This is a genomic window from Rhodoferax ferrireducens T118 (assembly GCF_000013605.1).
Taxonomy (GTDB): Bacteria; Pseudomonadota; Gammaproteobacteria; order Burkholderiales; family Burkholderiaceae_C; genus Rhodoferax; species Rhodoferax ferrireducens.
This window is the reverse complement of sequence record NC_007908.1, coordinates 1,677,519-1,692,786: the sequence shown is the minus strand read 5'-3', so window position 1 is coordinate 1,692,786 and position 15,268 is coordinate 1,677,519. Positions and strand designations below refer to the sequence as shown.

Annotated in this window: 14 protein-coding genes and 3 tRNA genes; 10 read left to right on the top strand and 7 right to left on the bottom strand. The window is 56.4% G+C overall.

Annotated elements, in window-relative coordinates:
- Nucleotides 1-29 precede the first annotated feature (29 nt).
- From rpsA to rfaD, 6 genes are read left to right on the top strand one after another with little or no spacing between them, the layout of a single operon-like run.
- Nucleotides 30-1,781, top strand: coding sequence for a 30S ribosomal protein S1 (rpsA, locus tag RFER_RS07915; RefSeq protein WP_279587707.1), 1,752 nt, complete (start codon nucleotides 30-32; stop codon nucleotides 1,779-1,781).
- Between the two features lie 48 nt (nucleotides 1,782-1,829).
- A complete protein-coding gene (locus tag RFER_RS07910) occupies nucleotides 1,830-2,141 on the top strand; it encodes an integration host factor subunit beta (RefSeq protein ID WP_011463865.1) in 312 nt (103 codons plus the stop codon).
- A 30-nt stretch (nucleotides 2,142-2,171) separates the two neighbouring features.
- Nucleotides 2,172-2,477 carry a LapA family protein gene (locus RFER_RS07905; protein WP_011463864.1) on the top strand — a complete coding sequence of 102 codons (306 nt, stop codon included), beginning with the start codon at nucleotides 2,172-2,174 and terminating at the stop codon, nucleotides 2,475-2,477.
- Entirely contained in the window at nucleotides 2,467-3,624 is a 1,158-nt protein-coding gene (gene lapB, locus RFER_RS07900) for a lipopolysaccharide assembly protein LapB (protein WP_011463863.1), read from the top strand. The genes RFER_RS07905 and lapB overlap by 11 nt, the downstream gene beginning before the upstream one ends.
- Nucleotides 3,621-4,571, top strand: coding sequence for a D-glycero-beta-D-manno-heptose-7-phosphate kinase (gene rfaE1, locus RFER_RS07895; protein WP_011463862.1), 951 nt, complete (start codon nucleotides 3,621-3,623; stop codon nucleotides 4,569-4,571). Before lapB ends, rfaE1 begins: the two co-directional genes overlap by 4 nt.
- Complete coding sequence (gene rfaD / locus RFER_RS07890; protein ID WP_011463861.1) at nucleotides 4,568-5,590, top strand: ADP-glyceromanno-heptose 6-epimerase; 1,023 nt, start codon at nucleotides 4,568-4,570, stop codon at nucleotides 5,588-5,590. Before rfaE1 ends, rfaD begins: the two co-directional genes overlap by 4 nt.
- Before the next feature lie 64 nt (nucleotides 5,591-5,654).
- Here the strand turns inward: rfaD and RFER_RS22945 are convergent, their stop codons facing one another.
- Nucleotides 5,655-6,521 (bottom strand): GGDEF domain-containing protein, encoded by an 867-nt coding sequence (locus RFER_RS22945; RefSeq protein ID WP_011463860.1) that lies wholly within the window; start codon nucleotides 6,519-6,521, stop codon nucleotides 5,655-5,657.
- A 188-nt stretch (nucleotides 6,522-6,709) separates the two neighbouring features.
- Between RFER_RS22945 and crcB the strand changes: the two genes are divergently transcribed.
- On the top strand, nucleotides 6,710-7,093 hold the full coding sequence (gene crcB / locus RFER_RS07880) for a fluoride efflux transporter CrcB (protein WP_041791701.1): 384 nt from the start codon (nucleotides 6,710-6,712) through the stop codon (nucleotides 7,091-7,093).
- 436 nt (nucleotides 7,094-7,529) lie between these two features.
- On the opposite strand, the gene RFER_RS24550 is transcribed toward crcB, so the two are convergent.
- Nucleotides 7,530-7,877: a hypothetical protein gene (locus RFER_RS24550; RefSeq protein ID WP_244095834.1), complete on the bottom strand. Its 348-nt coding sequence runs from the start codon at nucleotides 7,875-7,877 to the stop codon at nucleotides 7,530-7,532.
- On the opposite strand from RFER_RS24550, the gene rpoD reads away from it, so the two are divergent.
- The 3 genes from rpoD (at nucleotide 7,867) to RFER_RS24880 (ending at nucleotide 10,996) form a co-directional block, all read left to right on the top strand.
- On the top strand, nucleotides 7,867-9,873 hold the full coding sequence (gene rpoD / locus RFER_RS07870) for an RNA polymerase sigma factor RpoD (protein ID WP_244095833.1): 2,007 nt from the start codon (nucleotides 7,867-7,869) through the stop codon (nucleotides 9,871-9,873). The two genes, RFER_RS24550 and rpoD, sit on opposite strands and share 11 nt — an antisense overlap.
- Nucleotides 9,874-10,063: 190 nt before the next feature.
- Nucleotides 10,064-10,813 (top strand): YdcF family protein, encoded by a 750-nt coding sequence (locus RFER_RS07865; protein WP_011463857.1) that lies wholly within the window; start codon nucleotides 10,064-10,066, stop codon nucleotides 10,811-10,813.
- A 54-nt stretch (nucleotides 10,814-10,867) separates the two neighbouring features.
- Complete coding sequence (locus tag RFER_RS24880; RefSeq protein ID WP_279587702.1) at nucleotides 10,868-10,996, top strand: hypothetical protein; 129 nt, start codon at nucleotides 10,868-10,870, stop codon at nucleotides 10,994-10,996.
- Nucleotides 10,997-11,056: 60 nt separating this feature from the next.
- Here the strand turns inward: RFER_RS24880 and RFER_RS07860 are convergent.
- The 5 genes from RFER_RS07860 to clpX all read right to left on the bottom strand — a co-directional run bounded on the left by RFER_RS07860 (nucleotide 11,057) and on the right by clpX (nucleotide 15,264).
- Nucleotides 11,057-11,149, bottom strand: a tRNA-Leu gene (locus RFER_RS07860).
- Between the two features lie 12 nt (nucleotides 11,150-11,161).
- A tRNA-Cys gene (locus tag RFER_RS07855) sits at nucleotides 11,162-11,235 on the bottom strand.
- A gap of 52 nt (nucleotides 11,236-11,287) precedes the next feature.
- A tRNA-Gly gene (locus tag RFER_RS07850) sits at nucleotides 11,288-11,363 on the bottom strand.
- A gap of 71 nt (nucleotides 11,364-11,434) precedes the next feature.
- Entirely contained in the window at nucleotides 11,435-13,876 is a 2,442-nt protein-coding gene (gene lon / locus RFER_RS07845; RefSeq protein WP_011463856.1) for an endopeptidase La, read from the bottom strand.
- A gap of 122 nt (nucleotides 13,877-13,998) precedes the next feature.
- The gene (clpX, locus tag RFER_RS07840) at nucleotides 13,999-15,264 is read right to left on the bottom strand and encodes an ATP-dependent Clp protease ATP-binding subunit ClpX (protein WP_011463855.1); all 1,266 of its coding nucleotides are present in this window, start codon (nucleotides 15,262-15,264) and stop codon (nucleotides 13,999-14,001) included.
- Nucleotides 15,265-15,268 lie beyond the last annotated feature (4 nt).

Here is a 15,268-nt window from a genome sequence, read left to right as displayed (position 1 = left end):
TTCTCGCGCTGCTCAAGCGCACTGCCGGTGTGGTTCAACAAACTAACCCGCGGATAAAACCGCAAATTAACCTGCGGTTCATGCCGCACCCAAAAATGTCAGAATCTTTTGCCGCCCTATTTGAAGAGTCCCTACAACGCACCGAAATGCGTCCGGGCGAAGTCATCACTGCTGAAGTGGTTCGTATCGAGCACAGCTTTGTGGTTGTCAACGCTGGCCTCAAGTCTGAAGCCTACGTGCCGCTCGAAGAGTTCAAGAATGACAAGGGCGAAATCGAAGTCCAGGTCGGCGACTTCGTGTCGGTGGCCATTGGCTCCATCGAAAACGGCTACGGCGACACCATTCTGTCGCGCGACACCGCCAAGCGTCTGGCTTCGTGGATGAGCCTGGAAAAAGCCCTGGAAACCGGCGAATTTGTCACCGGCACCACCAGCGGCAAAGTCAAGGGTGGCTTGACCGTGCTGGTCAACGGCATTCGCGCCTTCCTGCCCGGCTCACTGGTTGACACCCGTCCCACCAAAGACCTGTCACCGTACGAAAACAAGACCCTCGAATTCAAGGTCATCAAGCTCGACCGCAAGCGCAACAACGTCGTGCTGTCACGCCGTGCCGTGGTGGAAGCCAGCATGGGCGAAGAACGCGCCAAGCTGATGAACACCCTGAAGGAAGGCGCCATTGTGCAAGGCGTGGTCAAGAACATCACCGAATACGGTGCGTTTGTGGATCTGGGCGGCATTGACGGTCTGCTGCATATCACCGACATGGCATGGCGTCGTGTGCGTCACCCGAGCGAAGTGGTAACCGCCGGCCAGGAAATCACGGCCAAGATCCTCAAGTTCGACACCGAGAAGAACCGCGTGTCGCTGGGTCTCAAGCAGCTGGGCGACGACCCCTGGATGGGCGTCAACCGCCGCTACCCGCAAGGCACCCGCATGTTCGGCAAGATCACCAACATCGCCGACTACGGCGCGTTTGTGGAACTCGAACCCGGCATCGAAGGCCTGGTGCACGTGTCCGAGATGGACTGGACCAACAAGAACATTGCACCCGCCAAGATCGTGGCCCTGGGTGATGAAGTCGAAGTCATGGTGTTGGAAATCGACGAAGACAAGCGTCGTATCTCCCTGGGCATGAAGCAATGCAAGGCCAACCCTTGGCAAGAGTTTGCTCAAAATACCAAACGCGGCGATCGCGTCAAGGGCCCGATCAAGTCGATCACCGACTTCGGCGTGTTTGTCGGCCTGGCCGCTGGCATCGACGGTCTGGTGCATTTGTCTGACCTGTCCTGGAACGAAACCGGCGAAGCCGCTGTGCGCGAATACAAAAAGGGCCAGGAAGTCGAAGCCCTGGTGCTGGCCGTGGATGTGGACCGTGAGCGCATCTCGCTGGGTATCAAGCAGCTCGATTCCGATCCGTTCACCACTTTCGCCACCATCAACGACAAGGGTCAAGTGGTCACCGGCAAGGTCAAGACGGTGGATGCCAAGGGCGCTGAAATCGATCTCGGCGACGACATCATCGGCTACCTGCGCGCCAGCGAAATCTCCCGCGACCGCGTGGAAGATGCTCGCAACGTGCTCAAGGAAGGCGACGAAGTCACGGCTGTTGTGGTCAATGTGGATCGCAAGACCCGCAACATCCAGCTGTCCATCAAGGCCAAGGATGCGGCTGATCAAAACGAAGCCATGGCCACTTTGAGCCAGTCCTCTGCCCGCGAAAACGCTGGCACGACCAGTCTGGGTGCTTTGCTGCGCGCCAAGCTGGACAACACCGAAAAGTAAGAAGCGAACTGTCATGCCGGATTTGATCCGGCATGACAACTTCCAAAAATGACTCGCTCTGACCTGATTGAAGAACTGGCCGCCCGCTTTGGTCAACTTACCCGTCGCGATGCCGAATTTGCCGTCAAGGCCATTCTTGACGCCATCAATGATGCACTGGTGCGCGGACACCGGATCGAAATTCGGGGCTTTGGCAGCTTTGCCATTAACCACCGACCGCCGCGTATTGGACGCAATCCACGCAATGGTGAAAGCGTCGCCATACCTGAAAAACGGGTGCTGCACTTCAAGCCCGGAAAAGCCTTGCGCGAAGCAGTAGATCAACGTACGGCGGAGGCTGCAAGCCAGCACAAGGCCTGACTTAGAATTGGCCCGTCACCGGGAGACTAGATGAAACAAATCCTGTGGTTGCTTAAGTGGATACTTAAAGCAGCCATTTTTTTTACCCTGTTTGCCTTCGCGCTGAACAATCAGCAAGACACCACCGTGCACTTCTTCTTCGGCACCCAGTGGCGTGCGCCGCAGGTGCTGGTCGTGTTGACGGCTTTTGCACTCGGCGTTGTGGTGGGCGCACTGGGCATGGTGCCGCGTTGGTGGAGACATCGTCGCGCCGTCAACCAGGTGACGCTAACGGCCATTTCGGCTGAATCAGACAGGTCGCAAACCACGCCATCGGCCGTCCCACATGGACTTTGACCTGAGTTGGATACTGCTGGGCCTGCCGCTGGCCTTTGTGTTGGGCTGGGTCGCCTCGCGCCTGGATCTGCGCCAACTGCGCATTGAAAACCATCAGGCCCCAAAAGCTTACTTCAGGGGTTTGAACTTTTTGCTCAATGAGCAACAGGACCAGGCGATTGATGCCTTCATCGAGGCCGTCCAAAGCGACCCTGACACGTCCGAGCTGCACTTTGCGCTGGGCAACCTGTTTCGACGCCGTGGCGAATATGAACGTGCGGTGCGCGTGCATGAACATCTGTTGTCGCGTGGCGACTTGAACCTGCTTGATCGCCAGCGTGCGCAGCACGCATTGGCACTGGACTATCTCAAAGCTGGCCTGATCGACCGTTCTGAAGAGGCCTTGCTCAAGCTCGAAGGAACCCCGTTCGAGGCGCAGGCGCGCCTCGCCCTGCTGGCCAACTACGAGCGCAGCCGCGACTGGCTGCGCGCCGCGCAGATCGCGCAAAAACTGGAACACGCCAACCAGGGAAGCTTTCAGGGCCGTCTGGCGCATTACCTGTGTGAGCAGGCGGCTGAATCCCTCACTGCCCAAGAGCCTGAACAAGCCAATTCTTTGTTGCAACAAGCTCTGAGCACGGCGCCAGACGCGGCACGACCCCCGATTGACCTGGCCCAGTTGTTGGCGCGCCAGGGCCAACCCGAAGAAGCCTATTTGCTGCTCAAAAGATCTTTGCAGTCTGCGCCTGCGGCCACCCCCCTGATCGCAGCACCACTGACCGACTACGCCATCGCTTGCGGGCGCGCCCCTGAAGCCCTGACCTTGCTCAAGACCTCTTACGCGCATTCCCCCTCGCTGGACGTGCTCGATGCCATCGTCCTGCTGGAGGCCGGCCACGGCGGGCCCACGCCCACTGCACGTGACTGGTATGTGCAGCATCTGGAGCGCGAGCCGTCGCTGGTCGCTGCCGCCAAGTGGCTTGCTGGTGAAAAACTCGAACACGAGCAATTTCATCCGCAGGTTCAACGCGCACTGGAACAGGCCATCAAGCCGCTCATGCGTTACCGTTGTGCTGCTTGCGGCTTCGAGGCCAAGCAACACTTCTGGCAATGTCCCGGCTGCCAGGCGTGGGACAGTTATCCGGCCCGAAGAATCGAGGAGCTATGACGGAACCATTCAACACCAAAACAATTTCCAGAGACATACTGTCGAACGCCAGTGTGCTGGTGGTCGGCGATGTGATGCTGGACCGCTATTGGTTTGGCGCCGTCGACCGCATATCCCCCGAGGCGCCCGTGCCAGTGGTGCGCGTCACGCGCGAAGAAGAGCGCAGTGGCGGTGCGGCCAACGTGGCGTACAACGTGGTCACACTGGGTGCCCAGGCCTCACTGCTGACCGTCGTGGGCAATGACGAAGCAAGCCACAAACTCGAAGCGCTGGTCGCCGACACCGGCATCCGCACCTACTTTGGCCGCGACACCGACCTCAAGACCACCGTCAAACTGCGGGTGATTGGCCGGCAGCAACAACTGCTGCGCCTGGATTTTGAAAACACACCCAAGACTGAAGTACTGGCCTCGCAGACCGCCACCTTTGCCCAACTGCTGCCCGGACATGCCGCGGTGCTGTTTTCAGACTACGGCAAGGGTGGCCTGGCCCATGTCAGCGACATGATCGCGCGCGCAGTGGCTGCGGGCAAGCCGATCCTGATCGACCCCAAGGGAGTCGACTACTCACGCTACAAAAACGCGAGCATCATCACACCCAACCGGACCGAGTTGCAACAGGTGATTGGCCCCTGGCTGGACGAGTCCGAGCTGCAAACCAAAGTGCAGAACCTGCGCCAGCAGCTCGGACTGCAGGCGGTGCTGTTGACCCGCAGCGAAGAAGGCATGACGCTGTTTGACGACCAGGGCCAACTCAGCGTGACGGCCATGGCTCGTGAAGTGTTTGACGTCACCGGCGCCGGCGACACGGTGATTGCCACCATGGCAGCGCTGATCGCCGCTGGCATGACTATGCGGGACGCCCTGCCACTGGCGAACCGGGCCGCTGGCCTGGTAGTCGGAAAATTTGGCACCGCCACGGTTTCTTATGAGGAGTTGTTCGCATGACCCGTATCGTCGTGACCGGAGCTGCCGGTTTTATTGGCAGCAACATCATTCAGGGGCTCAACGCCCGCGGTTTGAATGACATCATCGCCATCGACGACCTGACGCAAGGCGACAAGTTTCGCAACCTCGCCCATCTCAAGATTTCAGACTATGTAGACGCGAGCGTGTTCTACGATCTGTTTGCCAACGGCGCCTATGGCCAGATCGAGGCCGTGTTTCATGAGGGCGCCTGCAGCGACACCATGGAAAGCAATGGCAAGTACATGATGGACAACAACTATGCGACCTCTGTGAACTTGTTCCAGGCCTGCCAGAAGCGCGGAGCGCGCTTGCTGTATGCATCGAGCGCCGCTACGTACGGTGGCTCGGACACGTTCCGGGAAGACCCAGCCTTTGAGCGTCCTCTGAATGTATATGGCTATTCCAAGCTGCTGTTTGATCAGCGTATGCGACGTGAGTGCGGCAACGACTTTCGGCGCTCGGTTGCCGGCAAGACGGGCCAGGTAGTGGGTTTTCGCTACTTCAATGTCTATGGGCCGCACGAGCAACACAAAGGCCGCATGGCCAGCGTCGCCTTTCATCAGTTTCACCAGTTTCAGGCTGAGGGCAAGGTCAAGCTGTTTGCTGACTACGGCGGCTATGCCGCAGGAGCACAGATGCGTGACTTCATCTTTATTGACGACGTGGTAGCGGTGAACCTGTGGTTCTTTGACCACCCCGGCGTGTCCGGCATTTTCAATCTGGGCACAGGCCGGGCGCAGCCCTTCAATGACGTGGCCAGCTCGGTTGTCAATGCATTGCGTGGCCTCTCAGGCCAAACCGCACTCGGGCTTGAAGCCCTCACTGAAGCCGGTTTGATTGAGTACATCCCCTTCCCGGACGCCCTGCGTGGCAAGTACCAAAGCTACACCCAGGCCGATTTGAGCGCCTTGCGTGCCACCGGCTGCGACCACCCATTCGCCGATGTGCAGACCGGTGTGTCGAACTATGTGCAATGGCTGGCCCAGCAGGATTCTTGACGAACGCAACAAAGGCCTGGCCAATTACAGTGCGGGGCGCGACGGTTTTTTTATAGGCGCACCGTTACTGGAGGCTCATGGAACCGGTCGATTTACACTCGTACATGGCTTGATCGGCGACATTCAGCAAGTCATTCAGGCTAGCCCCATCATCCGGGTACAAAGCCAAGCCGATACTTGCCCCCAGTTTCGCAACCACGCCCGTGTTCAGGGTGATTGGGTCGGTCAGCATATCAAACAGTTTCTCTCCGATATGCAACATCTCTTGCGGATCTTCGATTGATTCAATAATCAACACAAACTCGTCGCCGCCAATCCGGGCCACTGTATCGGACGCGCGTACCGCACTCGACAAGCGCTGCGCTGTGACGACCAAGACCTCGTCTCCGGCGACATGACCATGGTGATCATTGATGGCCTTGAAGTCATTCAAGTCAACCATTAAAAGAGCAAAGGATTGGCCACTGCGCTTGGCCCGCTCCACGGTGAACTGAAAACGGTCCGTCAGGAGGAACCGGTTGGCCAGACCAGTCAAACCATCATGATGGGCTTGCACTTTCAGTCGTTGCTCTCTGTCTTGCAGGTCGGCAATCTCGGCTTGCAGCACCTGTATCCGGCGCGCTGCACACTTGGCCAGGCTGGACTCCAGGTGACACAGTCCCTCGCACGTCGGCCATTGTTTTCTGCTCAACAAGGCCAGCACCTCCTCACGCTGCAACCGTGCCAAGTGCAACCGGCGGTACAACACAAAAGAAATCCCGATCAGCACCATCGAACAAACGGTCAGCAGCGCCGCCATCGGTTGTCCGGTCACCGCAACAATGGTCGAGACAAAAATGACCAAGCCCGACAACAGCGCGATACTGAGCCCCAGCCACCAACGCTGATGTCGATTGGAACTGCTCAGGTGTTGTTCCTCAATCCAGGACATGGTGTTCTCCAAACATCAGAACGTGCAACAACTCAGGCGGCTGAATCACCCCCATGCGTTGAGGACACATCGGTCTGATAGCAGCGCATTTTGACGAGCAACCCTGTCAGCGTCCATCCCCCAAATGGGGGATGGAAGATCAATTGGTGGAGTCAATCAGTGACCCGCAACGTTCTATGATGCGGCTCATGATTTCTGTCCTCGCAATTTGCATCGGCGCCAGCCTTGGCGCCCTGGCCCGCTGGCGTTTGGGGCTGTGGCTCAACCCGGGCGCAGTGCTGCCACTGGGCACGCTGGCGGCCAACCTGATCGGCGGCTATCTCATTGGCATCTGCGTGGCCGTGTTTCAGGCCTTGCCGAATTTGGACCCGGTCTGGCGCCTGGCCCTGATCACCGGTTTTTTGGGCGGACTTACCACGTTTTCGAGTTTCTCGGCTGAAGTGGTCGGCATGCTGGGGCAACAGCGCTATGCACTCGGATTCGGTACGGCTGGGCTGCATCTGTTTGGCTCACTGCTACTGACACTGGCGGGCATCAAGACTGCTACATTTTTAATAGCATTTAACACTTGATGCATGAGGGCTAGAGCAATGTTATGCATAAAAAATATGAAGCGGCTCAAGTCACCCACGCAAAAAGAGTCGATTTGACTGGCCCAAATAAGCGCACAGCAGAGAGTCGATCTTTCCGTTCCCACAAGGTGGCCAGATAAGAACACATGAGAAAAATGTATTGACCCCGCGTCAAATCCTTGATCTCACCTGGAAGTTTATTCGCGGTATAATCCAAAGCTTGATTTTCCGCAAGAGCGACAGCAGCACCTCCGGGTCAAGCCAAACGATGACAACGTTCACGACCGGCCACCTTACCGCAAGGACTGCACTCCAAATGTTCGCCCTCACATCTTGCCTTTGGAAATTTTCTCCTTTCCAACGAACTGCGCCGGCCAATATGGGCGCCTATCCGTTCTGTCTTTTCTTTTGAAATTTCGAGGTTTTAGATGCCTGCTCAAAACACCAAGAAGCCTGTCCCGTCCGCTGCCAAACCGGTTGCCAACGCAAAGCCTGCAAAAGCAGTGCCAGCAGTGCCGCCTAAATCCACCACCCAAAAGCCAACTACGAAAGAAAAATTAGTGATCGCATCCAAGTCCCCTGCCAAAGCACCGTCGGTTGAATTGAAGAAGGCTGTTCCTGCGGCAGTTGTGGCTGAAGTCATTATCAAGAAAAAGCCGGGCCGACCGCCCAAAGCCGCTGCTGTCGAATCCGACACCGAGTCAAAACCAGGGGCCAAGCGAGGGCGCAAGGCAAAAAATGCGACTGAGTTGACCAGCACGGACGATCTGGATATGGCTGACATTGAAGCCGATCTGGTTGGCGAGCCGGTAGCGACAGGTGAAAAGGTTAAACCTTTGCGCATGAAGATCAGCAAGGCCAAAGAGCGTGCGCTGATGAAAGAGTTTGGCCTGGACGAAACGGTACTGTCCGAAGAAGACATGGCCAAGCGCCGTCAACGCCTCAAGGCCCTGATCAAGCTCGGAAAGACACGCGGCTATTTGACGCATGGTGAAATTTCCGATCACCTGCCCGACAAACTTGTCGACGCTGAAACGCTTGAGGTCGTGATCTCAATGCTCAACGACATGGGTGTGGCGGTGTATGAGCAAACGCCGGACGCCGAGACACTGCTGCTCAACAACAACGTCTCGACTGCAGCCACCGAAGAAGAAGCCGAAGAAGAGGCCGAGGCCGCGCTGTCCACAGTGGACAGCGAGTTTGGCCGCACCACCGACCCGGTGCGCATGTACATGCGTGAAATGGGCACGGTGGAGTTGTTGACACGCGAAGGTGAAATCGAAATCGCCAAGCGCATCGAAGGTGGCTTGATGGCCATGATGGAGGCGATTTCGGCCTCCCCTGCCACCATCGCCGAGATTCTTCGCCTGAGTGAAGACATCCGCGAAGGCAAGGTCGTCATCACCACCATCGTGGACGGTTTTTCCAACCCGAATGAAGCCGACGACTATGTGGCCGAGGAAGATTTTGACGAGTTCGATGCGGCCGACGATGACGACGGCAAAGGTGGCTCCAAGGCATTGACAAAAAAACTGGAAGAGCTCAAAAACGAAGCACTGAGCCGTTTCGACAGACTGCGTGAGCTGTTTGAGAAAATCCACACGATCTACAACAAGGAAGGCTACGGTACACCGAGCTATATCAAGACACAGAAAGCCTTGTCTGAAGAGCTGATGTCGATCCGATTTACCGCCAAAACCATTGAAAAGCTGTGCGACCTGGTGCGCTCTCAAGTGGACGATGTCCGCAAAAAAGAACGCGAACTGCGCCGGATCATCGTTGACAAATGCGGCTACCCGCAAGAAAACTTCATCGCCGATTTCAGCGGGCGCGACAAGCACGGCAACAAGGTGGCCAGCCAGTTGTTAAATTTGAAGTGGATCGAAAAGCAGGCGGCCTCCGGCAAGCACTGGGGTCCCATCATGGCCCGCAACATTCCACCGGTGCAGGACCTGCAGCAGAAGTTGACCGACCTGCAATCCAAAGTCGTGGTGCCGCTGGACCAACTCAAGGACATCAACAAGCGCATGAACGAAGGCGAGTACTCATCGCGCGCGGCCAAGAAGGAAATGATTGAAGCCAACTTGCGGCTGGTGATTTCCATCGCCAAAAAATACACCAACCGCGGCCTGCAGTTCCTGGACTTGATCCAGGAAGGCAACATTGGCTTGATGAAGGCAGTCGACAAATTTGAATACCGTCGCGGCTACAAGTTCTCGACCTACGCCACCTGGTGGATTCGTCAGGCCATCACGCGCTCGATCGCTGACCAGGCCCGCACCATCCGCATCCCGGTGCACATGATCGAAACCATCAACAAGATGAACCGTATCAGCCGTCAGCACCTGCAGGAATTTGGCTTTGAGCCTGACGCCAGCGTGTTGGCCGAGCGCATGGAGATCCCGGAAGACAAGATCCGCAAAATCATGAAGATCGCCAAGGAACCGATCTCGATGGAAACACCCATTGGGGACGATGACGATTCTCATTTGGGCGACTTCATTGAAGACGCCGCCAATACCGCACCGATGGAAGCGGCCATGCAAGCCGGTCTGCGCGACGTGGTGAAAGACATTCTGGACAGTCTGACGCCGCGCGAAGCCAAGGTGTTGCGCATGCGTTTCGGCATCGAGATGACCAGTGACCACACGCTGGAAGAAGTCGGCAAGCAATTCGACGTGACGCGCGAGCGCATCCGTCAAATTGAAGCCAAAGCACTGCGCAAGCTCAAGCACCCTTCGCGCTCGGACAAGCTGCGCAGCTTCACTGACAACCTTTAGAGCATCAGGTAAGGCCGCTTCACCTGCTGCGCGTGCACCACGAAAAAATAGAAGTGTGATTTTGGAGCAGGCCGGGGCGCTGTTCGACAGCGCCAGCGAGCCGGGGAAATTTAAAGTTGTGGGAGGTTACGATGTGCCAATTTGTGACTGCCGCCGCAGCCGTTGACACTACCGCCGCCAAACTTGCTGGATGATTTACCTGCACCGACTGCTACCGCTGGCACTGTCGCCTATCGCGCTGATTCTGTTGCTGATGGCGTGGGCAGCGTACAGGCGTTCGCGCGTTGCAGCTCTGCTGGCCGTAGTGTTACTTTATGCGGCCAGCGTGCCAGTGCTGTCAGACCCCTTGTTCCGAGCAGTGGAGCAACAGCAATTGAGATTAATACCTGAAGCGGTCGCGCCAGCGCAGGCTGTGGTGGTGTTGAGTGGCATGATGGTCAACATTCCCGGTAAGCAAGGGGGCGCTCCCGAATGGGGGGATGCGGTCGACCGTTTCTTTGGCGGCATGGAACTGTACGCTGCCGGCAAGGCGCCCCGACTGGTATTCACCGGCGGGCTACTCCCTTGGCAGGGCGAACAAGAGCCAGAGGGCCAAGTGCTGCGGCGCATGGCTCTGCGCTTTGGCGTGCCGGCCAACGCCGTGGTGGTCAGCGGCCCAGCACAGAACACCGAGCAGGAGTCGGCCGCAGTGAGGCAGTTGTTGGGGCCGGGTGTGCGGCGTATCGTGCTGGTTACCTCAGCTTTTCACATGCCACGCGCACAGAGGTTGTTCGAGCAGGCGGGCTTTGTTGTGACCCCCTACCCGGTGGACTTCCGTGTGACGGTGCGAGGAACCACACCGATGGACTACCTCCCCGAGGCGAGCGCATTGGAGCGGACGGACATTGCCGTGCGTGAGTTGTTGGGGCGCGGTTATTACGCGCTCAGAGCGATACTTTGAGACAGCATTCGGGGTGCTAGCCTAATCAAATAGCGCCACCACACTGCCCGCCGCGTGCGGGTTTTCTTTCGTCTGGTGTTGTTGTCCCTGACCCAGGCGGACGGCACCCGCGAGGACATGGCTGCTGCGCTGGGTTTGTTTGACGTGATGGCAATGATGGCCACACGGTACAAAACCCGGTAGCCACATAAGCAAGTTGTCGGATTTGATTTACTACTTTATTTGTAGCAAACTATTCAATTCTGGTGCCCGAGACCGGAATCGAACCGGTACGCCCGTTATTCACGAAGCGGCGGATTTTAAGTCCGATGTGTCTACCTATTTCACCACTCGGGCATGGGCTGGAAGTGGAGGCGCGACCCAGAGTCGAACTGGGCTAGACGGATTTGCAATCCGTTGCATAACCGATTTGCTATCGCGCCAAATTTTCCTTACAAAAAAGGGAAGCATCAGCTTCCCCTTTTTGTTGCAATTTGGAGCGGGAAAAGAGACTCGAACTCTCGACCTCAACCTTGGCAAGGTTGCGCTCTACCAACTGAGCTATTCCCGCGTTTCAAGCCTCAAATTATAGCGTAATTTCTCACATCTTTGATAAACCAGAAAAAAATTTCTCCCTGTCAATCAATGCTTGATGGACACTCCCGACTCAGGCACCGGCACCACGACTGGTGCAGCGGCGGCCACCGCCAAGTCCTCGTCAGACAGGGGCGTCGGCATTCTCTCCAATGCCACTTCGAGCACCTTGTCGATCCAGCGCACGGGCACAATCTCTAACCCGTTTTTTACGTTCTCGGGAATATCCTGCAGGTCTTTAGCGTTCTCCTCGGGAATCAGAACAGTCTTGATACCCCCTCGCAAAGCCGCCAACAACTTCTCCTTCAGACCCCCAATGGCAGTTACTTCCCCGCGCAAGGTTATTTCACCCGTCATGGCCACATCACCACGCACCGGAATACCCGTCATGGCAGAAACAAAGGCTGTCGTCATCGCGGCACCAGCACTCGGGCCGTCTTTGGGCGTAGCACCGTCAGGCACGTGAATATGGATATCTTTCTTTTCGAAAAACTCGTCCTTGATGCCCAATCGGCGCGAGCGGCTGCGCACCACCGTGCGTGCAGCCTCAACCGACTCCTTCATCACGTCGCCCAGTGAACCCGTGCGCGTGATGACACCCTTGCCGGGCATCATGGCAGCCTCGATCGTCAGCAAATCGCCGCCGACCTCTGTCCAAGCCAATCCCACCACCTGGCCGACCTGATTCTTTTGCTCAGCGCGACCATAGTCGTACTTGCGAACGCCCAGAAAATCATTGAGGTTGTCGGCATTCACCGTCACCTTTGGCGTCATCTTCTTGAGCAACAGGCCCTTCACCACCTTGCGGCAGATTTTCGAGAGCTCACGCTCCAGCGAACGTACACCAGCCTCACGGGTGTAGTAGCGAACGATGTCACGCACGGCATCTTCGCCAACCAACAACTCTTCTTCCTTGACACCATTGTTCTTGAGCTGCTTGGGCAACAGGTACTTGAGGGCGATGTTGGTTTTTTCGTCTTCGGTATACCCAGACAGGCGAATCACTTCCATGCGATCGAGCAGGGCCGACGGAATATTCATGGAGTTGGACGTGGCCACGAACATGACGTCGCTCAAATCAAAATCAACCTCGACGTAATGGTCACCAAACTTGTGGTTTTGCTCCGGGTCCAGCACCTCCAACAAGGCGCTCGATGGATCACCGCGAAAGTCGGTTCCCAGCTTGTCAATCTCGTCCAGCAAAAACAGTGGGTTGCGCGTGCCAACCTTCGCCAGGCTCTGCATCACCTTGCCCGGCATGGCGCCGATATAAGTGCGGCGGTGGCCGCGAATTTCCGCCTCGTCGCGCATGCCGCCCAAGGCCACCCGTACATACTTGCGCCCGGTCGCCTTGGCAATGGACTGCCCCAATGACGTCTTGCCAACACCCGGCGGTCCGACCAGACACAAAATGGGCGCCTTGACTTTTTCAACCCGTTGCTGCACCGCCAGATACTCAACAATGCGGTCTTTCACCTTGTCCAGCCCGTAGTGGTCTTCGTCGAGCACCTTTTCTGCATTGCCAAGATCATGTTTGATCTTGGTTTTGCTGGCCCACGGCAAGCCGGTCAATACATCAATGTAATTACGCACAACGGCCGCTTCTGCCGACATGGGCGACATCAATTTCAGCTTTTTCAGTTCACCTTCCGCCTTTTTCAGCGCTTCTTTGGGCATTTTGGCCGACTTGATTTTTTTCTCAATTTCGTCGATGTCGGCGCCATCTTCACCTTCACCCAGTTCTTTCTGAATCGCTTTCACCTGTTCATTCAGGTAGAAATCGCGCTGATTCTTCTCCATCTGCCGCTTGACGCGGCCCCGGATTTTTTTATCAACATTCAAGATGTCAACTTCACGCTCGATCTGCTCAAACAGATTTTCCAGACGTTCTTTGACACCCGAGAGACCCAATACAGCTTGCTTGCTGTCGAGCTTGAGCGGCAAATGCGCGGCGATGGTATCGGCCATGCGGCCTGCATCATCAATGCTTGAAATAGAGGTCAGAATCTCAGGTGGGATCTTCTTGTTGAGCTTGACGTACTGATCAAACTGCTGCATCACGGCACGGCGCAAAGCCTCGATTTCACTGGCTTTGCCACGTGATTTGGTGTCGGGCTCAATCAGCACTTCAATCGGCGTGACGTTGGCTGAAAAATGCAACTCACCATCTTCAATTTTGTTGACACGTGCGCGCTGCTGGCCTTCAACCAGCACCTTGACCGTGCCGTCGGGCAGCTTGAGCATTTGCAGGATGGTAGAGACACAGCCGACATCAAACATGTCGGTGACCAGCGGATCGTCCTTGGCAGCCGTTTTTTGGGCCACCAGCATAATCCGGCGCTCAGACTCCATGGCTGCTTCCAGCGCCTTGATGCTCTTGGGCCGACCGACAAAAAGTGGAATCACCATGTGCGGAAACACGACCACGTCACGCAGTGGCAGCAATGGCAAATCCAAAGGAGTAGCAGGCAAATGGGTATGACCAGACATGAAAAGTCCCTCTCGTTACCTGTTAAATATGAGTCAGAAGTTCAGGTTTTCAACCCGAACCCCATTGTTAAGCAGCCGCGCGAGTCTCAAACTTGAATAAACGCGCACAAACACCAAGCAAATCAGGCCTTCTTGGCAACCTCGCGGTACACCAACAAAGGCGGCTTATTCTCATCAATGGTCGATTCATCCACGACGACCTTGTCAACGTTAGACGTATTGGGTAAGTCGAACATGGTGTCAATCAATGATTGTTCAAGAATCGAGCGCAAGCCACGCGCTCCCGTCTTGCGGGCCAGTGCTTTTTTGGCAATCGCTTTCAAGGCCGAAGGACGAATTTCAAGATCAACGCCCTCCATCGCCAGCAGCTTGCTGTACTGCTTGACCAGCGCGTTTTTGGGCTCAGTCAAAATCTGTACCAAGGCATCTTCACTGAGTTCAGCCAGCGTTGCCAGCACCGGCATCCGGCCCACCAATTCAGGAATCAGACCAAATTTGATCAAGTCCTCGGGCTCGACTTCCTTGAAAACCTCAGTCAGACTGCGCTGCTCTTTGCTTTTGACCGTGGCCCCAAAACCCATGCCGGACGATTGGGTGCGGTTGTCGATCACTTTCTCCAGACCGGAAAATGCGCCACCGCAGATGAACAGGATATTGGTGGTATCGACTTGCACAAAATCCTGATTCGGATGTTTGCGCCCGCCTTGCGGTGGCACGCTGGCCATGGTGCCTTCAATCAGCTTAAGCAGCGCTTGCTGCACGCCTTCCCCCGAGACATCACGGGTAATGGAAGGGTTGTCCGACTTGCGGGAAATTTTGTCGATTTCATCAATATAGACAATGCCGCGCTGGGCGCGCTCCACTTCGTAATTGCAGCTTTGCAGAAGCTTGAGCACAATGTTCTCAACGTCCTCACCCACATAACCCGCCTCGGTCAGTGTGGTGGCATCAGCCATGACAAAAGGCACGTCGAGCATGCGGGCCAGCGTTTGCGCCAACAGCGTTTTGCCGGAACCGGTCGGGCCGATCAGCAAAATATTGCTTTTGGCCAGCTCCACGTCATCTTTTTTGGCCTTTTCCTGGTGCCGCAAGCGCTTGTAGTGGTTGTAAACCGCCACCGCCAGCGTCCGCTTGGCCGGCTCCTGGCCAATCACGTAATTGTCAAGGTTGGTCTTGATCTCCAGCGGCGTTGGCAGCTCACTGCTGTCACCTCGCGCTTCAGTGCTGGGCGGCAACTCATCGCGAATGATTTCGTTGCAAAGGTCAATGCACTCGTCGCAAACAAATACCGACGGGCCCGCGATCAGCTTCTTGACTTCATGCTGGCTTTTGCCGCAAAAAGAACAATAAAGCGTTTTCTCGCCGGAGGAGCCTTTTTTTTCAGCCATGACA